The sequence below is a fragment of the Acidobacterium capsulatum ATCC 51196 genome (assembly GCF_000022565.1).
Classification (GTDB): Bacteria; Acidobacteriota; Terriglobia; order Terriglobales; family Acidobacteriaceae; genus Acidobacterium; species Acidobacterium capsulatum.
This window is the reverse complement of the sequence record NC_012483.1, coordinates 3,631,705-3,653,849: the sequence shown is the minus strand read 5'-3', so window position 1 is coordinate 3,653,849 and position 22,145 is coordinate 3,631,705. Positions and strand designations below refer to the sequence as shown.

At 60.9% G+C, this 22,145-nt stretch carries 17 protein-coding genes; 8 read left to right on the top strand and 9 right to left on the bottom strand.

Features of this window, described 5'->3' with window-relative positions; translation table 11 throughout:
- The gene (locus ACP_RS14995) at positions 1-2,262 is read right to left on the bottom strand and encodes a sodium-translocating pyrophosphatase (protein WP_202944475.1); all 2,262 of its coding nucleotides are present in this window, start codon (positions 2,260-2,262) and stop codon (positions 1-3) included.
- Positions 2,263-2,576: 314 nt separating this feature from the next.
- Here ACP_RS14995 and ACP_RS14990 point away from each other — a divergent pair, with 314 nt between their 5' ends.
- Positions 2,577-4,757, top strand: a complete 2,181-nt coding sequence (locus ACP_RS14990) for an alpha-ketoacid dehydrogenase subunit alpha/beta (RefSeq protein WP_015898201.1) — start codon at positions 2,577-2,579, stop codon at positions 4,755-4,757.
- Positions 4,758-4,860: 103 nt separating this feature from the next.
- On the opposite strand, the gene ACP_RS14985 is transcribed toward ACP_RS14990, so the two are convergent.
- From ACP_RS14985 to ACP_RS14975, 3 genes are all read right to left on the bottom strand, one after another.
- A complete protein-coding gene (locus ACP_RS14985; protein ID WP_015898200.1) occupies positions 4,861-5,517 on the bottom strand; it encodes a class I SAM-dependent methyltransferase in 657 nt (218 codons plus the stop codon).
- A 76-nt stretch (positions 5,518-5,593) separates the two neighbouring features.
- The gene (locus tag ACP_RS14980; protein ID WP_015898199.1) at positions 5,594-6,031 is read right to left on the bottom strand and encodes a bactofilin family protein; all 438 of its coding nucleotides are present in this window, start codon (positions 6,029-6,031) and stop codon (positions 5,594-5,596) included.
- Between the two features lie 121 nt (positions 6,032-6,152).
- Complete coding sequence (locus ACP_RS14975) at positions 6,153-7,397, bottom strand: SPL family radical SAM protein (RefSeq protein ID WP_238525584.1); 1,245 nt, start codon at positions 7,395-7,397, stop codon at positions 6,153-6,155.
- Between the two features lie 159 nt (positions 7,398-7,556).
- On the opposite strand from ACP_RS14975, the gene ACP_RS14970 reads away from it, so the two are divergent.
- Entirely contained in the window at positions 7,557-8,267 is a 711-nt protein-coding gene (locus ACP_RS14970) for a metal-dependent hydrolase (protein ID WP_015898197.1), read from the top strand.
- Between the two features lie 118 nt (positions 8,268-8,385).
- On the opposite strand, the gene ACP_RS14965 is transcribed toward ACP_RS14970, so the two are convergent.
- A complete protein-coding gene (locus tag ACP_RS14965) occupies positions 8,386-10,755 on the bottom strand; it encodes an APC family permease (protein ID WP_015898196.1) in 2,370 nt (789 codons plus the stop codon).
- 185 nt (positions 10,756-10,940) lie between these two features.
- On the opposite strand from ACP_RS14965, the gene ACP_RS18705 reads away from it, so the two are divergent.
- Together ACP_RS18705 and lnt are read left to right on the top strand one after the other, a co-directional pair.
- Complete coding sequence (locus ACP_RS18705) at positions 10,941-11,066, top strand: hypothetical protein (protein WP_015898195.1); 126 nt, start codon at positions 10,941-10,943, stop codon at positions 11,064-11,066.
- A 49-nt stretch (positions 11,067-11,115) separates the two neighbouring features.
- Positions 11,116-12,852: an apolipoprotein N-acyltransferase gene (gene lnt / locus ACP_RS14960; protein WP_015898194.1), complete on the top strand. Its 1,737-nt coding sequence runs from the start codon at positions 11,116-11,118 to the stop codon at positions 12,850-12,852.
- Positions 12,853-13,151: 299 nt separating this feature from the next.
- Here the strand turns inward: lnt and ACP_RS18395 are convergent, their stop codons facing one another.
- Entirely contained in the window at positions 13,152-14,261 is a 1,110-nt protein-coding gene (locus tag ACP_RS18395) for a lactonase family protein (protein ID WP_041839631.1), read from the bottom strand.
- A 201-nt stretch (positions 14,262-14,462) separates the two neighbouring features.
- Between ACP_RS18395 and ACP_RS18390 the strand changes: the two genes are divergently transcribed.
- Positions 14,463-15,221, top strand: a complete 759-nt coding sequence (locus ACP_RS18390) for a CPBP family intramembrane glutamic endopeptidase (RefSeq protein ID WP_015898192.1) — start codon at positions 14,463-14,465, stop codon at positions 15,219-15,221.
- A gap of 56 nt (positions 15,222-15,277) precedes the next feature.
- Here the strand turns inward: ACP_RS18390 and ACP_RS14945 are convergent, their stop codons facing one another.
- Both ACP_RS14945 and nadA read right to left on the bottom strand, forming a co-directional pair.
- Positions 15,278-15,712, bottom strand: coding sequence for a DUF2203 domain-containing protein (locus ACP_RS14945; protein ID WP_015898191.1), 435 nt, complete (start codon positions 15,710-15,712; stop codon positions 15,278-15,280).
- Positions 15,712-16,851, bottom strand: coding sequence for a quinolinate synthase NadA (nadA, locus tag ACP_RS14940; protein ID WP_238525583.1), 1,140 nt, complete (start codon positions 16,849-16,851; stop codon positions 15,712-15,714). Before nadA ends, ACP_RS14945 begins: the two co-directional genes overlap by 1 nt.
- A 297-nt stretch (positions 16,852-17,148) precedes the next feature.
- Between nadA and ACP_RS17480 the strand changes: the two genes are divergently transcribed.
- Positions 17,149-17,691, top strand: a complete 543-nt coding sequence (locus tag ACP_RS17480; protein WP_015898189.1) for a Sec-independent protein translocase subunit TatA/TatB — start codon at positions 17,149-17,151, stop codon at positions 17,689-17,691.
- Positions 17,684-18,490: a twin-arginine translocase subunit TatC gene (tatC, locus tag ACP_RS14930; protein ID WP_015898188.1), complete on the top strand. Its 807-nt coding sequence runs from the start codon at positions 17,684-17,686 to the stop codon at positions 18,488-18,490. The genes ACP_RS17480 and tatC overlap by 8 nt, the downstream gene beginning before the upstream one ends.
- 1,327 nt (positions 18,491-19,817) lie before the next feature.
- On the opposite strand, the gene ACP_RS14925 is transcribed toward tatC, so the two are convergent.
- Entirely contained in the window at positions 19,818-20,492 is a 675-nt protein-coding gene (locus tag ACP_RS14925; RefSeq protein ID WP_148215178.1) for a hypothetical protein, read from the bottom strand.
- Positions 20,493-20,808: 316 nt separating this feature from the next.
- Between ACP_RS14925 and ACP_RS14920 the strand changes: the two genes are divergently transcribed.
- Positions 20,809-21,711 carry an AbiJ-NTD4 domain-containing protein gene (locus ACP_RS14920; RefSeq protein ID WP_041839630.1) on the top strand — a complete coding sequence of 301 codons (903 nt, stop codon included), beginning with the start codon at positions 20,809-20,811 and terminating at the stop codon, positions 21,709-21,711.
- Positions 21,712-22,145: the final 434 nt, after the last annotated feature.

Below are 22,145 nucleotides of genomic sequence, written 5' to 3'. Positions count from 1 at the left end.
CTACAAAAACAGCGGAGCCAGCACCAGCGTCACCGTCGCTAGCAGCTTGATCAGCACATGCAGCGAAGGTCCGGCCGTGTCCTTGAAAGGATCGCCCACCGTATCCCCCACCACCGCCGCCTTGTGCGCCTCGCTTCGCTTGCCGCCGTGCGCGCCGGTTTCAATGAGCTTCTTCGCGTTATCCCACGCGCCGCCGCCGTTGTTCATCACCAGCGCCATCAGAATGCCCGCAATCGTGCCCACCATCAGCAGCCCGGCCACGGCTTCGGCGCCACTCAGGTTGACCGGCTTGCCATTCATCATCGGCATGTCGGCCAGCTTGTCCAGGCTGAACGAGCTGCTGAAGTAGCGGAAGATAATTCCCACCAGCGTCGGCGTCAGCACCACCAGAGCACCCGGCAGCACCATCTGCTTCAGCGCCGCGCCCGTCACAATGTGAACGCAGCGGCCATAATCCGGCTCCGAGGTGCCTTCCATAATTCCAGGGTTCTCCCGGAACTGCTTCCGCACATCCTCAATCACCGTCTGCGCCGCGCGTCCCACGGCCTTGATCGCCATCGACGAGAACAGGAACACCAGCATCGCCCCGATCATCGCCCCCACAAACACCGGCACCGAAGCCAGATTCACCGTGGAGAAGCTCCAGTTCGCCGGCAGCATCTGGCCAACCATCGAGAGCCGCTGCCCCACAATGTCATGCACCGATTGCAGGTAAGCCGAGAACAGCAGAAACGCCGCCAGCGCCGCCGAACCCACCGCATAGCCCTTGGTCAGCGCCTTCGTCGTGTTTCCGGCCGCATCCAGCTTGTCGGTCTTTTCGCGCGTCTCCAGCGGCTGGTTTGACATTTCAATGATGCCGCCCGCGTTGTCCGTGATCGGCCCAAAGGTATCCATAGCCAGAATGTAGGCCGAGGACGAAAGCATGCCCATCGTCGCAATCGCCGTGCCGTAGATGCCCTTGGCATACACGGTAACGGTCGTTACATCCTCAAGCCCCAGCACGCCAAAGTAATAGCTCAGCAGCAGCGCCGCGCCAATCACCAGCACCGGCAGCGCCGGCGTTTCCATCGCTACCGCAAGCCCGCTGATAATGTTGGTCGCCGGCCCTGTCTCTGACGCCAGCGCGATGCTCTTCACCGGATGAAACCGTGTCTCGGTGTAGTACTCCGTAATGCGCACAAACAGGAACGCGCTCACGATGCCGCAGATGCCGCAGCCCAGCAGCCACCACCGAGCCCCCAGCATGAAGTAGACCGCCGCCGCAAACCCCGCCAGCGCCAGCACCGACGTGACGTAATACCCGCGATTCAGCGCATGCATTGGCTCCTCATGCTCGCCGCTGCGCACCAGCGCAATGCCCACCGCGCTCGCCACCACATTGATGGCCTGCGCCACCAGAGGAAAGATGATTCCCCGCACACCGAACACCGGAAACAGCGCCGCGCCCAGAATCATCGCGCCCACGCTCTCCGCCGCCGTGGACTCAAAAATGTCCGCACCACGGCCAGCGCAGTCGCCCACGTTGTCGCCCACCAGGTCGGCAATCACCGCCGGATTACGTGGGTCGTCTTCCGGAATCCCCGCCTCTACCTTACCCACCAGGTCCGCGCCCACGTCGGCCGCCTTGGTGTAAATGCCCCCGCCAAGCTGCGCAAACAGCGCTACCAGCGAAGCGCCGAAGCCAAAGCCTACTAATTGATACGGAGCCTGCCGCGGATCATGCAGCCCGCCAAACGCCACAAACAGAATCCCCAGCCCCAGCAGCGAAAGCGCCACCACCACCAGGCCCGTCACCGCGCCGCCGCGCAGCGCAATCTGCAGCGCCCGTCCCAGGCTGCTGCGCGCCGCCGCCGCCGTTCGAATATTCGAACGGATCGACACCGCCATGCCCGTCAGCCCCGACAACGCCGAGCAGACCGCGCCAATCAGAAAGCTCACCACCACCTTCCACGCATAGGGCCGCGTAAACGGCGAAATGGAATAGCCCACAAACAGCACCACTGCCAGCGCAATCGCAATCCAGCCAATCGTGCTGTACTGCCGCTTCATGTACGCTTCCGCGCCTTGCCGGATCGCATTGGAAATCTTCTGCATCTCGGCCGTTCCGTTGTCACTGCTGAGCACGCCGCGCGCAAAAAGCAGCGCGGCCAATAATCCAAAAACGCCAACGATCAATGAAATCCACAAATAATTGCTGTCATGCGCACTCACGGGCATCGCCGCCTGCAATAAAGCGTAGGCCGGCTGGGAAACAAAGAACATTCCACTCCTCCAGATAGGGTTCCACCCTGGTGCCGGACTTCTGACAGCAAGCCGGCGATGATTGTTTTCACTTGCACCAAACGATGCAAATGCACTGAAAACGCGCATTAGAGCATGCGAATAAAACGCCGGTCAATGCCACTTCTCACAGGCGGTATTCTGAATACAAAGCCCTTGTCTTTTCATCACGTAGCAGGTTTTTCGCTTTCCGCCGCCGTGCGGCCCCGCCGCTGCACAGCCGTAGACTGAAGCATGTATACTCTTCAGTCGCCCCGGCGAAAAACACATCAAGTCCATTTGAAGTAGAGGAATCCATGGCCCAGTCCGCGGTCACCGCCGAAGTTAAGAAGTCCAGGCACAGCAAAACCTCGCTGTCGCGCGAGCAACTCATCGAGATTTACCGCCTCATGTACCTCTCGCGCCGCACCGACGACCGCGAAATCATGCTCAAGCGCCAGCAGAAGATCTTCTTCCAGATCTCCGGTGCCGGCCATGAGGCGTTCCTCGTCGCCGCCGCCCTCGCCATGAAGCCCGGCTACGACTGGTTCTTCCCCTACTACCGCGACCGCGCTCTCTGCCTCGCTCTCGGCAACACCGCCGAGGAGCAGTTGCTGCAGGCCGTCGGCGCGGCTGACGACCCCGCCAGCGGCGGCCGTCAGATGCCCTCGCACTGGACCAGCCGCAAGCTCAACATCGTCTCGCCCAGCTCTTCCACCGCCACGCAGTGCCTGCAGGCCATCGGCTGCGCCGATGCCGGCCGCTACTTCGCGCGCCACCCCGAGGCCGCCGCCAAGCATGACGGCGACTACCGTGCCTATAAAGATGTTCAGTTCCACGGCGACGAGGTCGTCTATGTCTCCATTGGCGAGGGTTCCACCAGCCAGGGCGAGTTCTGGGAGGCCCTCAGCGTCGCCTCCAATCTGAAGCTGCCCGTCGTCTTCGCCGTCGAAGACAACGGCTACGCCATCTCCGTTCCCGTTGAGGTCAATACTCCCGGCGGCAATATCTCGAAGGTCGTCACCGGCTTCCCCAACTTTCACTTTGCTGAAGTTGACGGAACCGACCCCATCACCTCCTACGATGCGTTCCGCGAGGCCGTCGCCTATTGCCGCGCCGGCAAAGGACCCGCGCTCGTGCATGGCCACGTCATTCGTCCCTATTCGCATTCGCTCTCTGACGACGACAAACTCTACCGCCCTGAGAGCGAGCGCCACGCTGACACGCAGCGCGACCCGCTTACCAAATTCCAGCTATATCTCGTGCGCGAAGGCATCCTCGACGAGTCCGGCATCAACAAAATCGAGCGCCAGGTCGATGAAGAAGTCCGCCAGGCCGCCGAGCGCGCCGTACGCGCCCCCCTGCCCGCCAGCGACAAAGCCAGCATCCTGCGCCACCAATATTCAGAGGACTACGACCCCACCCGCCCCGAGCTTCAGACCGAGCCAAAGTCAGAGCCAGACGCGCAGGAGCGCACCATGGCCGACCTCATCAACTCCTGCCTGCGCGATGAAATGCGCCGCGATCCGCGCATCGTTCTCTTCGGCGAAGACGTAGCCGACTGCTCCCGCGAGGAGTACCTCGAAAAAGGTGAGGTCAAGGGCAAGGGCGGCGTCTTCAAGCTCACCGCCGGTCTGCAGGCCGAGTTCGGCAGCGACCGCGTCTTCAACTCCCCGCTCGCTGAGGCCTCCATCATCGGCCGCACCGTGGGCATGGGCGTGCGCGGCCTCAAGCCCGTCCCTGAGATTCAGTTCTTCGACTACATCTGGCCCGCCATGCACCAGCTCCGCAATGAGCTCAGCGCCATGCGCTGGCGCTCCAACGGAACTTTCTCCAATCCTGCGGTGATCCGTGTCGCTATCGGCGGCTATCTCACCGGCGGCAGCCTCTATCACTCGCAGTGTGGCGAGAGCATCTTCACCCACACGCCCGGCATGCGCGTCGTCTTCCCCTCCAACGCGCTCGATGCCAACGGTCTGCTCCGCACCGCGCTCCGTTGCGACGACCCGGTCATGTTCCTCGAGCACAAGCGCCTCTATCGCGAGGCCTACGGCCGTGCCCCCTATCCGGGCCCGGATTACATGATCCCCTTCGGCAAGGCAAAAACCGTGCGCGAGGGCAGCGACCTCACCATCGTGACCTATGGCGCAACCGTTCCCCGCGCCCTGCAGGCCGCCATGCGGGCCCAGCGCGAGCTCGAAGTCGAGACAGAAGTCCTCGACCTACGCACCCTCAGCCCCTACGACTGGGAGGCCATCGCCACCTCCGTGCGCAAAACCAGCCGCGTCATCGTCCTGCATGAGGACACGCTGAGCTGGGGCTTCGGAGCCGAAATCGCCGCCCGCATCGCCGACGAGCTCTTCGACGACCTCGACGCGCCCGTCCGCCGCGTCGCCGCCATGGACACCTTCGTCGCCTACCAGCCCGTGCTCGAAGACGTCATCCTCCCGCAGCCGGAGCATATCTTCCGCGCCATCGAGAGCATCACCAACTACTAAAGCTCAGCGCGCCTGAAAACCAAATGGGGAGCCACTCCGGCTCCCCATACTTTTTCCTGCTCTCATACAAAGCATTCCCGGAAACAGCCCCGAACAGCCCCTGCTACCGCGTAATCAGCACTTCGTAGAGATCATCCTTGGCGAGAAAAAACCGGCAGCTCGAAAACTTGCTGAACAATCGCTCAATCCCGCGATTCGTATAAAGGCGCAGCACCGGATACGGCTCCGACTCCTGCATCTCAACCATCTCTGAATCCGTGATGTGATATCGGCAATAGCTGGTGAAAGGCCCTTCTTTCTTCGAGTGAAAGATCACCAGCACCTGTGAACCCGGCTCCGTCACCTCGTACAGCCGCTCCACCAGCGGCGCCACCAGTGGCTCGGGCAGATAATCGAGCACCGCCCACAGCAGCACCACGTCAAACACCCGGCCCCGCAGCGACGACTCCTCCTCCAGAAAGCGCGGCACATCAAAGCCCGCCGCGCCTCCCGGCTCCTCCGGCGGCAGCTCATAATTGCCCGTCATGGCATCGGTCACCAGATCGGCCATATACACACTGTGCCCCATGCCGGTCAGCATGTTGATATTGCGCGGCGAGGTCGGGCCAATGTCCATCACGCGCAGGCCCTCTTCCGCCTTCAGCCGCTGCAAAAGCGCCTTCCAGCTGCTGGAGTGGCGCGGCACGCGCGGCCCCGTCAGCGACGTGGGAGAAGTTCGTTCCGGCCCGGAACCTCCGCGTTTGAAAAGACTGCGAATCACAATGGTCGTTGTTCCTCAGGCTGCGGCAAAGACACTCCGGCGGCAGCACGCCGCCGCGCGGGCGCTTCGCGTCACACTAAAACAATGGCTTCGTGGCTGGGCTCGGACTGGTTCCCGGCGAAACCGGCGCATGCGAAGCAGCACTCTGCACTGCGGCCGCAGCGCTGCGCGCTTCCTCTTTGCCCGATTGCAGCAGATCCACCTTGCCCGAATATGAGGCATTCTCTTCGATCGAGAGACGTCCGGCCCGCAAGTCACCCACCACCTGTGATCCCGCACGCAGCTCAATGCGCCCGGAGGCGTGCAGATCGCCCTGCAGCAGGCCCATCACCACAATGTCCCGCGCCGAAACATTCGCCTTCACCCGCGCGTTAGGGCCAATCGTCAGCCGGCTCTCATGCAGCGTGATCGTTCCATCCACCTGCCCGTCGATCAGCAAATCTTCGTTACCTTGCAACTCTCCCTTGATCTGGACCGATTTCCCGATCACCGCGCTTACGTCGCCTGGGGGCATGCACTCACTCCTGTATGGTTTTGCCGCATTGAGCTTTGCTCGAAATATACGCAAGCGCTCCCCTCCATCGCAACCGCAACGCAGTGAATCTCCACCTCTCCGTAACCATTTCGGTTATGACCTAGGCGCCGCGCGCCAGCCCGCGTGCCAATCCCCGTGACAGTTGTGGATGCATACCCTCCGCAATCTTCTTTCTCACCAAGGTTTGCAGGCCGTCGGCTGAGGGCTGCGGCGCAGGCACCGGAAACAGCTCTCCCTGCACCGGCAACTCCGGCTTCTGCTCCTCATTCGCAGCCCAATGGGTGCGCGTCAGCAGAGCATCGCTCCGGCGCGTCTTCAGTCCGTGCTTCTCCGTCACCGCGCGCACCAGCGCCTGCATCCGCTCCCCGTAGGCCTTCGTCGCGAACTCCGCCGTGTCAAAGCGGCGCGCATACTCCGGCCGCAACGCCGGAAAATGCTCCTCGATAAACGCAAGAAAAGTCGCCTTCGAGCACGGCTTCAAAAACAGCGGCTGCGCCACAAAGAAGCTCGCGTCCGCCTGCTTCGCCAGCAGCGCCATCCGATGCAGTGCCGCTGCATTGTCGGTCAGGCCCGGCAGCAGCGGCGAATTCAAAATACCTGCCATCAGTCCCGCCTCTCGCAACCGCCGCACCGTCTCAAACCGGATATCCGGCCTCGGCGCGCGCGGCTCCAGTATCCGCGCCAGATGCACCTCTGGCGTCGTGATCGTCACATGCAGCACCAGCCGGTTGTGCCGCGCCACCTCCTTGAGTACATCAATGTCGCGTGTAATCAGGGCAGACTTCGTCACAATCCCGATCTCATACCCTCGATGCTCCGCCAGCACCTCCAGCAGGCTGCGCGTCACGCCCATCCGCCGCTCCATCGGCTGGTAGGGGTCCGTCGCCGTGCCAATGGCAATCTCCTCGCCTGCCTTCACCTGGTGCAAATCCCGCCGCAGCAGCCATGCCGCCTGCTGCTTCACATAAATTTCGCGCTCAAACTGCGCCGGATCGCGCATCTCCAGAAACTCGTGCGTGTAGCGCGCATAGCAATACCGGCACGCAAATTCACACCCGCGATAAGGATTCACGCTCCACGCAAACCGCAGCCGCCGTTTTGAGATCGACCGGTTCAGAATTGACCGCGCCTGGAGCGCATGAAAGCGAACCTCGTGCCCTTCGCCCGCCGGCTCGGCCTCGGCCGCCAGCCGTGCCACCCCCTTGAGCGGCGCGGGCTGCAGAATTGGAAACAGCGGCTTTTCCTGCTCCCAGATCGAGTGCAATTCCGGCTTTATTTTCGCTTTTTCTTCGCTCATGGCGAAAGTATGCGCCCGCTCCGCCCCTCCGTCAACCGCCAATTTCATGAAAATCCGCCCGCCGGGCTTTCCGCCGGATGACAACACCTAAAATCATGCAAAGTCTATGATTTGTATGCGAAGCCCGGCCGCTGGCCACTGCATCTCAAGTAATTGTCGCGATCGATTTCGCGGAAACTCGAAGACTCAATCCAATTAGGAGATTCCATGGCGAACCTGAAAGGCGCCTCCGTGACCTGGCTCGGTCATTCCACCGTCCTGGTCACCACCCCCAAGGGAACCAACATCCTCATCGATCCCTTCATCGAGCAGAATCCCAAGTTCCCCAGGGACTACAAGTTCCCTGAGAAGATCGACCTCATCCTCGTCACGCACGGCCACTTTGATCACACCGCTGACGTTCTCCCCATGGCAAAGAAATACAACGCGCCAGTCGTCGCCACCTTCGAACTGGCCGCCTTTTTTCAGTCCAAGGGAGCAGAAAACACCGTCGGCATGAACATCGGCGGCACCTTCCGCCACGCCGACGTAGCCGTCACGCAGACTGAGGCGCGCCACACGTCCGGCATTCAGGATGGCGACAAATTCGTCTACGGCGGGGTGCCCACCGGCTTCGTCCTTACCATCGACAATGGCCCCGTGCTCTACCACTCGGGCGATACCACCGTGTTCTCTGACATGCAGTTGATCCGCGATCTCTACGCGCCGGAGTTTGGCATGCTGCCCATCGGCGACCACTACACCATGGGCCCCAAAGCCGCCGCCCTGGCCGTCAAATACCTCGGCATCAAGGAAGTGCTGCCGCTGCACTTCGGCACCTGGCCGCCGCTCGTAGGCCGCCCTGAAGAGCTTGAGAAGCACCTCGCCGGAGCCGGCGTCGCCGTGCACAAAGTCGAGCCCGGCACCACCCTTCACTAAATCCTGTCCACAAACAAACCGAGGCGGGGATCTCTCCCCGCCTCGCCTTTTGCCTCAATTCCTTTCCACTGCCGCCTCACTCGCAACTGCGGACTGACAACTGGGGACTTTCACCCCGTTACCCATCAATGTCATCCACATTCCCGCCGCCAATGCCCGGCGCGGGAATCGAATAATCCTTCGGATCGCGCCGCTGGCTGCCCGGCAGCCCCAGCGTGGGACTCTTCGCCCCGTCGTGCGCAAACCGCCGCAGCCCCTTCAGCGTCTCTTCCTTGTCGCGCGCATACTCACCGGCCAGCCGCGTCAGCGCATACGTCACAATGTCGTGGTGGTGCAGGTTTCCCATCTCCGGATCGCGCTTGAAGTTCAACCATAGCCGGTGTACCAGTTGCACATCTTCGGCCTGCAGAGTCGGCGCATGCGGGCCAATATGGAACGCCTGCGCCTCGCCATTCGATGAAATCACATAAAAGGTGAACTGCCGCTTCGGCTCCGGCAGATTCTCCCACGCCTGCCCCACATGGAACGCCTGTTCCTGCGCCGTCATCCGGTGCGAAAGCCCGCTCACCAGCGCATCTACTTCCAGATTGTTCGCCGTCTGCACCAGTGCCGCAAAAATATCGCCTGCCGGAACCACCAGCAGCGACACATGCTTCCCAAAGCTCTCCGCGACCGACACCGCCTTGGTGAACAGCATCTGCTCATATTCACTGAAGAGCTGATCGTCCACATACTCCGGACCGCCCGCGCCCATCATGCGGGCCGTCAGCACCACCACATCCTGCTGTTCGGTATCCGTGCGGGAAAGCACCCACTTCAGCGCAAAGGGATTCGACGCATCGCGCATCGTCGCCAGCACGCCACCCGGACGAATCGCCAGCGCCTCGCGGCTGATCTTCTCCTCATGCTCCAGTTGGAAGTGCTCCTTCATCTGCTCGGTCACCAGCGTGCGCTTGGAGTTGTGCCGCTCCGAGATGGTGAAGATCACAAAGAATACAACCGCAAAGGCAATGCCGCTTTCCGTCGCCACGGTCTTGGTGAAAAGATTCACCGTGGCCGTCATCAGCAGCACCAGAAAGACGCTGAACAAGCCCACCGGCAGTTCCATCTTGCCGATGCGAATATTCACCGGAACCTTCCAGCCGCGCTCGCCCTTGTACTTCCAGCGCAGCACCAGCATGGCCAGCGAATTGAACGTGAAGCTCCAGATCACGCCAAACGCATACGCCTCGCCCAGCATGTCCATGTTGCCGCCGCTGACCACAATCGTGAAGAGCTGCAGCGCGGTCACCAGGTTCACAATGCGGTAGCTGGTGCCAAAGCGCTTGTGCGGCTTCCGAAACCAGTCCGTCAGCACGCCATCTTCGGCCACGCGCATCAGCACGCCCGTCGAGCCGATGATCGAGGCGTTGATCGCGCCTGACAGAATCAGGAAGCCGACCACCACCACAAAAATGCGGAAGATGATGCGCAGCGACAGCGGCCCCACCATGTACATCGCAAGGCCCGCAATCAGGTTCTGGTTATAGACCGGCACGCGCACGCTGTCCGGAATAATCATCACCGCCAGCAGCGAAGCAATGCCGGTGAAGACAAAGCTGTAGATCGCAATCACGATTGCGGCGCGCTTCAGATTCTTGAGCTTCGGGTGCGCAATCTCGCGATTCACCTGCGCCAGCGTCTCTTCGCCGCTCATCGCCAGCACCGAGTGGCCAAAGGCCATCAGAATGCCGAACAACCCGAACATGCTCGCCAGCTTGGTGCCCTGCAAAAAGCCCAGCGCCGGCATCGAAAAATGCAGATTCTCCGGCGTCGGAAACGGCGGCAGCGATGCATGCCGCACCCACGCCGTATAAAAGCCCCACCCCAGCAGAATCACGACCATCACCGTCGTGATCTTCATCACGCTCAGGGCCTTCTCGCTCGACTCCTCAATGCCCTTGATGTTGAGCCACCAGTAGTACACCGTCACCGCAATGGCCAGCACTGCCGAGGCGCCATTCACCGGCAGCAATATCGCCGCATGATGGCTGTCCATCAGCGTATCGGGCAGGTAGCCATTCCGCGCGCAAACCTGCAGCAGCTCATTCAGCAGGCCGACAATGTACTGCCCCGCTGACACGCCCGAAATCGGTCCCGTCAGAATGTAGTCGAACATGAGCGCCGAAACGCTCACCTTGGCAAACGTGCCGCCCAGCGCCTCTTTCACCACGCGGTAAACGCCGCCGCGCGTAAACATCGAGCAGCTCTCCACGTAAACGGCTCGCACCGCAAACGAGAAAAGCATGACGCCCAGAATGAACCACGGCGCGGACTTGCCGATGGCTGCCTCGGCAATGCCGCCGGCATAAAAGGCCGACGACCCAAGATCGTTCAAAACCACCGCGGCTGCCCGCCAGAACGAAATGAACGTCAGCATCACCGATGAAGCAACTACGAGCTTCACTCGGTTCGACTGCGGTGCGTGATAGGTCTGTTCTGAAGGCATCAAAAGTGGCTGGCTCGGCAATTTGGAGGAGTCTACAAGGCCCCTCCGGCGCTCAATCGCAGAGTTTATGTGCAGTTCGCGGCTCAGTCAATCAATCTTTGTGACAACCTCGTAACAACCACATTCTGCGCGCATTCCCATTTCCCGCAAAAGCGCTCATCCCGCTCTCGCGATACAATCCTGTCGTGGACGCAATTATCCGGATCGCCGCCGACTTCCTCACCTTCCTCTTCTTTGTGGGACTGGCAGGATCGGCTGCCGTGATCGTCATCAGCTTTGTCGAGGACCTGCACGAGCTCTTTGGCGACTGACGCCAATTCCGCAACGCTCCGCATCTCTCCGAGGAGAATCTTTCGCACCGTGGCGACCACGCTCCCCGAAACATCTTCCGGCACACTCGCTGAGCCGCCCGCCGCAGCCGCCCGGCTTCGTGGCCCTGCCTGGTCTGCACAAATCGCACTCACGCTCTCGACCGCAATCCTCCTTGACCTCTGCTTCCCGCTCGCCGGTCCCATGCGCCCCTGGCGCGGAGCCATCGCCTTTGTCGCCCTCGTTCCCCTGCTTCTGGCCGTGCTGCGCGAGCGCGCCGCCATCCAGCGCCGCTACTTGAGCCGCAGCTTTCTCGTGGGCTACCTCGGCGGCATCGCCTGGTACGTAATCAACTCCTACTGGATCTACCGCACCATGCACATCTACGCCGGTGTCCCGGCTGCGGGCGCGGCTGGAATCCTGGTTCTCTACAGCCTCGTGCTCGGCCTCTACTTCGGCCTCTTTGCGTGGATTCTCGCCGTCTTCCGCCGCCGCTTCGGCCTCGTTCCCGCGCTCTGCCTCGCGCCCATCGCATGGCCGGCCGTCGAGCTGCTCGCCTATCACCTCACCCGCGTGCCCTGGGACCAGCTCGGTTACGCGCAGGTCGATAACTTCTGGCTCACCCGCATCGCTCCCTGGGCCGGAACCTACGGCATCGCCGCCGTCCTCGTCACCGGCAACGCCCTCTTCGCCTCAGCATTTCTCCTGTCACAACAACATCGGGTGCCCCATACTTCGCGCGCGCCTTTCGCGCAAAGTGTGGCCATCAAGCTCCTCGCCACGGCCATCCTCTTCTGCGGCATCCTGCAAGTCGGCAGTTGGATGCAGCCCGCCCCGCAACCCACCTCCGCCACCGCGCTGCTCTTGCAGGTCAACCTCGGCACCACCAACGTGCCCCGCACGCAAAACAACACCTGGCTTGCGGACATGACGCGCTTCTCCGCCGCCAGCCACACCGCCTGCACGCCCTACTATCCCGGCGTCTACGGCCTCACGCATCACAAGGTCATCCCCAACTGCGCAAACGCTCCGGCCCACCCCACCATGATCGTCTGGCCCGAAGCGCCCTCGCCTTTTGTCGATGAAGACCCCTCTTTCCGCGCCGACATGGGCCAGCTCGCCCGCAGCGAAGATGCCGGCGTCATCGCCGGCGACATCGCGCAGCAATACTTCCTGCGCAACGGCAAGCCGGCCAGCGCCACCTACAACTCGGCCTCGGTCTTCGCGCCCAACGGCCAGCACATTGGCCGCTACGACAAGATTCACCTCGTCCCCTTTGGCGAATACGTGCCCTACCGCCGCCTCTTCTTCTGGGCCAGCGCGCTCGTTGACCAGATCGGCGACTTCACCCACGGCTGGCGGCGCGTCGTCTTCCGTGAACACGGCCACATCTACGGCATCTTCATCTGCTACGAATCCATTTTTTCCAATGAGGTGCGCCTCTTCGCCAAAAATGGCGCGCAGGTCTTCGTCAACATCTCTGACGACGCCTGGTACGGAGACACCAGCGCTCCCTGGCAGCACCTGAACATGGCGCGCATGCGGGCCATTGAAAACCACCGCTGGCTCCTGCTCGACACCAACAACGGCCTCACCTGCGTCATTGATCCCGACGGGCGCGTCACCCAATCCATCCCGCGCCACATCTTCGGCGGCCTCGCCGCCCGCTACGGATTCGAGTCCGGCACTACCTTCTACACCGGGCACGGCGACTTCTTCGCCTTCGCCTGCAGCGCCTTCACACTGCTCGCGCTCGCCTCGGCCGCCTTCCGCCGCAAATCCGCCTGATCGCTAAAACCCGCAATCCCCATTCCGGCCCGCCCAAGGAGCGTCATTCTGAGGCCCGCTTTTGGCCGAAGAATCCCGGCAATCTCTCCATACCAAACAACGCTCGGAGTTTCTCCCACCATCCCAGCCGGGTGCCCCACATCTCAAAGAGATGTGGGTGAAAAGCCCAATCAATCGAAGCCTCTTGTATCAGGGCATGGCTTCAGCCGTGCCATCCCAGCCCAAATAGAAAGTGGCTTCAGCCCCTGTGAGAAGCTCCATCACAGCCCCCACATCTCGCAGAGATGTGGGATCAACCCTCACTCGGTCGCCGCAATCGAAATCGCCGTCGTTGGATCAGTCCCGGTCGCCGAAGTCGCAAAGGCCGCCAGCGCTCCAGGCGTCGTTGTGCTGAAGCTGTACACCTTCAAGTCAGGACTGCCGCCCTTATCCACTACCGCCAGATAAGTTCCGCTCTTGTCCTCCGCCATCGCCCACGGAGTCGTGCCCGCCGCAAACGGCGAGCCGGAGATTTGCGTCAGCGCGCCCGTCGTCCCCAGCGAAAACGCGCTGATCGTGTTGTCCGTGCCATTGGCCACGTACACATACGAGCCCGTCGCATCCACCAGAATCGCATCCGGCCCCAGCCCCGTGCTGTACGGCGAGCCGGAGATCTCATTGATCACTCCGCCCGTCCCAATCGAATACACCCGCACCGCGTTGATGCCCGTCTCGCCCACAAACAGATAGCTTCCATTCGGCGAAACCGCCACCGCATTGTCGCCATCCAGATTCTGCTTGGGCGAAACCAGCCCATTCACCTGCGCCAGCGCACCCGTTGACGAGTTGAAGCTCAGCGTCTCCACGCCGCCTGTCCCCAGCGCCACATACACGTAGCCGTCATTCGGCGTCAGCGCCATGCCGTGGGTTGCCGTGCTCTGCAGCACAACCGTCGAGCCGGATACCGCCGTCAACGCTCCCGTCGAGGTATTGATGCTGAAGACATACGCCTCGCCCGTCAGCGAGTCCAGCCCAATCAGCCAGTTCCCTGTCGTATCCACGCGCAGCCAGCCCGGCAATACGCCAGTCGCCACAGGTGAACCGCTATTGCCAATCGTCAGCGAGCCATCGCTGTTGATCGTGTACACATAGATCGCCCCCGCCGGAGAGCCCGCATACAAAAAGCTGTCACTCGGCGTCACCGCCACGCAGGATGGAGCCGAAGGAACGGTATAGGTCACCCCTGAAGTCGTCGAGAGCTTGCCGCTCGCCAGTGAAAACCCTGCAATGCTGTCCAGCCCGGAGCCCGAATTGGCGACATACAAGTAATTGCCCACCGTAGAACTACCACCGCCCGAGCTGCTGTTATTCGTCAATGGCGGAAAAAACTGCCCGCATCCACCCAGAACCAGCAGCAGCCCCGCCAGCAAACTCCACTCTGCGATCCTCTTTTTCCGCCCAGCAGAACCCTTCACGTCTCTCATCGTCCTCTTATCATCCCATCGCAGCCGCGCCCGGTGGCAACGCATCCTGTTGCATAAGTGGACGCACCCGGCTCTTGCGCCGCTCATCTTTCCATGTAAACTCTCAGGCAAATCCTCTTCACTCTCTGCTGCCGGAGACTCCCTCCCATGCTGATCGCCGCGGTTCTGCTCCTTCTCTGCCTGCTGCCCACGCTCTATGTGCTTCGCAAAGACCCTGCGGAATACCGCGCCTTCCAGGCCCTCACCCGCACCCAGGACCGCCAGCGCCGCTTCCGCATCTGGACCCTCAAGAGCTTCCTGCTCTACGGGGCCAGCTCGCTCGCCGCTCTCGCCATTCTCCGGCGTCTCTCCGCATTGGTGGCTCTGCCTGCCGAATTCCAGCGCCTCTCCCATTTCTTCGTCAGCCGCGGCCCCAGCGCTTCCGGCCTTGCCGGCTTCTTTGCCGGACTGGCTTGCGCCGTCGTGGGCGGCCTTATCCTCACCAGCTTCATGGCGCGCCGCAAAAACAAAAAACAGGCCGTCAAGCCTGTCACCGTGGGCAATATCACCCCGCTCCTCCCGCGCAACTGGGGCGAAGTCGCCCATGCAGCCCTTCTGTCTCTCAATGCCGGCTTCAGTGAGGAGGTCTACTTCCGCCTCCTGCTGCCCCTCCTGCTCACCATCCTCATCGGCCACGCCGTTCCGGCATTTCTCATCGCCGCGCTCTTCTTCGGACTCGCCCACTTCTACCAGGGCATCGCCGGCATCCTCGCCACCACCATCATTGGCCTCGCCCTCACCATCGTCTACCTGCTCAGCGGCAGCATCTGGAACGCCATCGCGCTCCACGCCTTCATTGACCTTCTGGGCCTCGTCATCCGCCCATCCATCGGGCTTCTTTTCTCCCGCCGTCAAGTCGCAGCCTGACCGCTTCCATTCGCGCGGCAGCCACCCAACTCAGTTCAGCGTGTCTGCCCTGATTCTCAGTTCAGTTTGTCAGGGCCGTGGCTTCCAAAGCGGCCCTCCACCGGCTGCCGCCCGCGATATCCCGACTCCAGCGAATGCCAGAAGCCGATGCGCTCCTCGCCCAGCCGCCAGCACAGCAGCACAATCTCGCCATCCAGATACGCCGGAAAATCCAGCAGCCCGATACTCAGGTCCTTCACCTGCACGCCGATCGCGTCCATCTCTTCCACGGCGTCCTTGGCGCGCTGCACCAGTCCGGCCAGCGCCGCGCGTTTGCGGGTCACCTCGGCCACGTCCACCATCATGCCGCCGCTCACAAAAATGCGCTGCGCCAGATCCTGCAACTCCTCTTCCAGTGACTCCGCCGCCTGCTTGGCCTCCATCGCGCGCTTCAGCAGCGATTCAATGGTGGGCAGCAGGGCTTCGGCCTCGGCAAGCGTAAAAGTCTTCATCAGCCGCGAATCTCCAGCATCCGGTCCAGCGCCACACGCGCCCAGTGCTTCACCTCGTCCGTCACCTTGATCTGGTTCACCACGCGCCCTTCCAGCAGGTTCTCGAGCGCCCACGCCAGATGCTGCGGACTGATCCGGTACATCGTCGTGCACAGGCAGCCCGTATCGTCGAGCGTGATGATCTTCTTGCCCAGCGGCGCAAACCGCTTCGCCAGCCGGTTCACCAGGTGAATCTCCGTTCCGATGGCAAACATCGTGCCCTCGGGGGCCTCTTCCACCTCAGCAATAATCCGTTCCGTCGAGCCCAGCGCATCGGCCTTCTGGCACACCTCCCACCGGCACTCCGGATGCACCACCACGCGAATCCCCTCGTACTTCGCCCGCACCCGGTCCACATGCTCCGGCAAAAAGCGCTGATGCACGGAGCAGTGCCCCTTCCACAGAATCACCTTCGCCGCGCGCAGCTTTTCAGCCGGCACTCCGCCGCCAATCTGCCACGGATCAAACACCACCATCTCATCGAGGCCGATGCCCATCGCAAAGGCCGTGTTCCGCCCCAGGTGCTGGTCCGGCAAAAACAAAATCTTCTCCGCCCGCGCAAACGCCCACTCAAAGGCCTTGCGCGCATTCGACGACGTACACACCAGCCCGCCCCGCTCGCCGCAAAACGCCTTGATCGCCGCCGTCGAATTCATATACGTCAGCGGCATCACCTGCTCCGCACCGAGCCCGGCCCCCAGCAGCGTCTCCCAGCAGGCTTCCACCTGGCTGATCTCCGCCATATCGGCCATCGAACAGCCGGCATTCAGGTCCGGCAATATCACGTGCTGCTCGCTGCGCCCCAGCACATCGGCGCTCTCGGCCATAAAGTGCACGCCGCAGAACACCACATACTTCGCCTCGGTCTCAGCCGCAATCTTTGACAGCTTGTAGCTGTCGCCCGTGAAATCGGCAAAGCGCACCACTTCATCGCGCTGGTAGTGGTGCCCCAGCAACACCGTGCTTGCGCCCAGGCGCGCCCGCGCCGCGGCAATCCGTTCATCCATGCTGTGATCGGGCAGCGACAGGTAATGATCGAGCGAGCACGCATCCGGCTCCGCCACTGCGGAAGCCACTTCCATATCGACAACACTATTCAAGGTTCAGCCGCCTTCAGTCCACTGCGGTCAAGGCCGCCCGGGACGGGGATGTTGAAAGCAAATCGCAGGCTGCAGCCGGTTCACTGCGCTCGCGCGCCCAACCGGCGGGGATGTTGCCGCCTTTTGCAATATTGGATGGGAACGCCCTCTTGCATGTCGCAAATTCTGCGCGCCCGCAAATCCAATATTTGCTGTTAGTTTAATACAGCAGTCATCCTGAATCGCCCTTTCAGGCGTACTCACATTGCGGCCGGTTCCCATTCCGGCTCAGCACCCCGGCGGGTATCATAAGAATTCATGCACTTCGGCGACTACACCTTCATCTTTCTGCTGGCGCTTGTCCTCTTCGGCCCCAAGAAGCTGCCCGAAATCGGCCGCCAGATCGGCCGTCTCATGATGGAATTCCGCCGCGCCAGCAATGAATTCAAGATGCAGATGGATGAAGAGCTGCGCAACATGGACGAGGAAGACCGCAAAAAGCGCCTCGAAGCCTCGCTCAAGGAGCAGACCGAGCGCGTCCTCGCCGTCCATCCCCAGACCGAGCCGCTGCCCGCTGACCCGTCAGAGATCGTCCAGCCCCTCCAGCACGTCGCCATGCAGGAAGACCCCGAATTCCCCGGCGAGCCCTACGTCGCCGCGCTGCCGCCCTCTGAGGATGGCACCCTGGCCGCCGCCGAAGCCGAACCGCTCGAAACCCACTCCATCCACGAAGTCATCCACCACCCGGCCACCGGGCAAGGCGTAAGCCACACCGAAGCCGCCACCACTGAAGCCCCCGAAGCCAAAGCCCAGCACCCTCCGTCACAGCCAGAAAGCGGCGAGGCCGTCCGTCATGTCTGATATCGTCGATCGCGCCCGCGCCGCCGTCTCTGAACGCGCCGAGCTGCCCGGCATGAGCCTCATGGAGCACCTCGAAGAGCTCCGCCGCCGCATCATCCGCGCCGGACTGGCCATCATTATCGGCTTCTTCGTCGCCTACGGCTTCCACGCCCAGATCTACAACTTCATGCAGCAGCCCATCACCACCGCCCTGGCTGCGCATCACATGCCGACCCAACTGGTCTATCACAACCCGATTGACCCCTTTAACATGTACCTCAAGATCAGCCTCATGGTCGGCTGCATCTTCGCCTCGCCCTTCGTGCTCTTCCAGCTCTGGATGTTCATCTCTCCGGGCCTCTACGCCAACGAGAAAAAGTACGTCGTCCCCTTCATGGTGGCCACCGTCGGCCTCTTCCTTGCCGGAGCCTACTTCGGCTACCGCTGGGTCTATCCCGGCTCGCTCGACTTTCTGCTCGGCTACAGCAAAGAGTTCAAGCCCCTCATCGAGATCAACGAGTACACCAGCCTCTTTCTCACCGTCATCCTGGGCCTCGGCGTCACCTTTGAGCTGCCCATCGTCGTGCTCTTCCTCTCGCTCTTCGGCATCGTGAGCCCGCGCTTCCTCTGGAAGAACATCCGCTACGCCATCCTCATCATCTTCATCATCGCGGCCATCATCACGCCCACGCCCGACGTGCTCACCATGTGCGTCTTCGCCACCCCCATGCTGACCCTCTACCTCATCAGCATCGGCGTCTCGTTCATGGTCCACCCAACCCGCCGCAAGGCCCGCGCCGAAAAGCGCAACGCCAAATAGCCCCCGCCACGGGACAGCGCGCGATCACGCTCCCCCTCGGGCCACCCCGTGTCCATCCACGGGAGAACGCCCCATCACACTCTCTCAGGGTGCCCCGGGTCCGTCCGTTCGGACCCGGGAAAGACCATCTCCATAATCAGGGCACAAATGCGGGTGCCCCACATCTCAAAGAGATGTGGGTAAGCAATCTAGTCATCCGAGGCCTCCCCGTATCAGGGCATGGCTTCAGCCCCTGCGGAAACCTCCCGCACCGGGTGCCCACTCTTGCAAAACGAGGGCAGGATTCGGGTGCCCCATTCAAGCCCGGGGTTGGTTTGAGTGGGGTCGTCTTCCCCCCTCACCCACCCTGTCATCCCAACCAGGCAAAGCGAGCGGACGGACCCGCATTCCCCTGCGTCTCCACCACCCACCACCCGCGATGCGTCATTCTGAGGCCCGCTTTTGGGCCGAAGAATCCCGGCGATCTCTCCACGCCAAACACCGCCCGGAGTTCCTCCCACCATCCCGCCCTTTGTCATCCCGACCAAAGTGCAGCAAGCGGAGGAGCCTGCAGTCCTTCGCCCTGAAAGAGCATCTCTTGTATCAGGGCACGGCTTTAGCCGTGCCGCAGACCGGCTACAAAAAAGAGGGGCTTCAGCCCCTGCGAGAAAACCTCTGAGCAAACGATGCGTCATTCTGAGCGAAGCGAAGAATCCCGGCGATCTCTCCACACCAAAGACCGCCCGGAGTTCCTCCCACCATCCCACCCTTTGTCATCCCGGCCAAGCAAAGTGAGCGGAGGGACCCGCATTCTCCAACCCTAAACACCACCCACCGCCCGCGATGCGTCATTCTGAGGCCCGCTTTTGGCCGAAGAATCCCGGCGATCTCTCCATCGCCAAACACCGCCCGGAGTTTCCCCCACCATCCCCCCTCTGTCATCCCGACCAAGCAAAGTGAGCGGAGGGACCCGCATTCCCCAACCCTCAACACCAGGCCCTCCACATCGCAAAGAGACGAGACGAATCAATCCCGATCCAGCAAAGACACCGTATCAGGGCATGGCTTCAGCCATGCCATCCCCGAACAAATAAACCCCGGGCTTCAGCCCCTGCGCAAACGCGCAACCACTCTCCGCGCGCCCCCATATCGAAGCCCCATCCACAGACGGGTGCCCCATTGAAGCCCGAAGTTGGCTTGAGTGGGGTTGTCGTTCCTGTCCTCAAAAGAACGGACTCGGCGTTCTACAACACGCGAATTGTTTTGGAGGAGTGCATTGGGCCGAATGAACCGGTCGATGGCTGAATCGTTGGAAACGGATTGATCTAATTATTTCCCCCAAGCACTCTCAACGCGTGAGGCGCTCGTGTTCACCCAGCAAATATTCGATGTAACTCCTGATTAGGTTGCAATAAAGGCGAGCATCATTTCGATTCAGTTGAATCTCATTGCTCAGATTCATCCCATGGCGTATCTGTCCTCCGCCTGGCGCGGACAGATATCCATACAACGTCTCCATCCACCGTGCTGCATACGAAAGGGTCCGGCCCGACTGGAGACGGCGTAGATCTCCCACGATGGTTTTGAAATAGACTCCGTTCACATCCCCCGCTGGTAAAGCTAGTCCGCTGAAAATGGTGGTAACACTATCCAGTAACCATAGCGATTCCATTACAGCGGCGCGATCATCACCCCGCTCGAGATATTCGGCAGCCCTGTCAAGAGAAGTGCGAATCACCTCACTGGCACGACCCTCTAAGGTAGCCGCAGGAATCACCACTTCAACAAGGGGCGCCGGTTCACCAAGCGTCTCCAAATTTGGAGGATTCAATCTAAAACCAATCCCATGAGCACTTAGAATCCGATTTAAGGTCGGTACGATTTGTGGAATATGGGCTGGGTTTTCGCTCATTAAGTCCGTCCAGCTGTCATAGAACGCCTCGATGAATAGCGGAGAATTTCTCGCCGCATCCACTAAATATTCGCGACCGTCTTGCTCTGCAAACGAGGCGTTGGTGCTCAACCAAAATTGTCTCCTCGCGGGTCCGCTGAATTTTCTCTTGAGGTGTTCCCAAACCCTTTTTGCCGAAGGCCCAATGGCAATTGCGCGGATCAGTTGAACGAATTCGTCCACCGCTTCGTTAGGGATTGATCCGTGGTGTAGGTCATCGTTAGGCGGTGCTTCTAGCCGCCATTGTGGATTGAAATTAAGCATCGCTGACTGTTCAAAATCCTACGTCAAGCTGAGAGAGCCGGGAGAGTCCAGATGCTAGAAATGCCGTTCCCTATTCCGATCTGCGCTTTTCCCAGTGAAATAAGCCGGTTAGAATCTCATCCAAATGACAACGCCAACATTTCAACCCTTCTCCGCTCGGCATCACCGTGAAAGGAAGTGGATCGATGGAGACTTTCCCGTTACCGCGCGCAACGGACTGCTCCATGTCTTGAGTGGTGCGATTGAGAAGTACTTCCTCCGGGACTGGATTGTCGTCGCCAAGGAACTCAGGAGGATTGCCAGAGCCACACCAGTGGACTATAACAACACAACTACCCAAGGCGAAAAGCAAGCTAAGCTGGACACGGAAAAGTATCTGGACCAGCTCGAGTGGGATCGGGTATACGATTTTTGCGAACGCCTTTATGGCCATCTCGCGCAAGACATTTCGCGCTGGTATGACCACGATGAGGTCACCTTCACAAAAGCGCAAGCACAGTCATATATCGCTGAGGAATTGCAGCGTCTTTTTGATGAGGAAGGTCTCGGTTACGACTTCCAGGACGGAGTTGTGCAGCGGCGGGGGAAACGCCACACGATTAGCCAAATAAACAAAGCCGAGAAAGCTTTAGCCGACCAGAGACTGGATGCAGCTCGACGGCACTTTTCGAAAGCGCTTCGCTATTTTCTTGACCGTAAGAACATTGACCACGAGAACACTGTCAAAGAGGCCGTCTGTGCAGTGGAAGCGGCAGCGAAGGAGCTATTTCCAGACGCAAAGGTCAAGACATTAGGAGAATTCGTTGGCTGGGCGACCAGCAGTGATCGCAACCTGTTCCCGAAAACAATCGGGAACACATTCACCGGGCTCTATGGATTCCGGAATAGCGGTGAAGGAGTAGCTCACGGAGCTGCGTCAGGTGGAGCAGCAACGGCAGAGCTCTCCGAATACATCCTCGGAATCTCGGCCTCACAAATCATCTACCTAGCCGATTTGACGAGGAGCGATGAAGAACCTCCCTTCTAGGACACTCGGCTCGGGTAAACGAACAAGGATAGGCAACAACCTGTGCGTAAATGCTGCGTCCTTTGGCGATTTATTCCGCAACCCGCTCACCCCCCCAAAAGTAACCCCTCACCCTGCCGGGAATTCCCCCTCATTCCGCTAACATGGAAATAGAAGCTCAGAAAAGCCTCACCCGACCCGATCCATATCCAGGCTTTTTCCCGGCTCCAAGGGGTCCAAACCCACATTAGTCCGCGTTGATTCTAAAGGACTTGCCAGCCTAACCTCCCGCAAGTCCAACCGTATCTATAAGATACAGGACGTTAATGTGTGTTTTTTTTTGCGCGAGGTGCGGCGCCTGCATCCGTCCCCGGACGCACTCCCCCACCCGGGAATCAGGTTCACGCACAAGAAGTCCACGCCGATGGGGTAGCTCACCGGGGTCCCCACCGGCA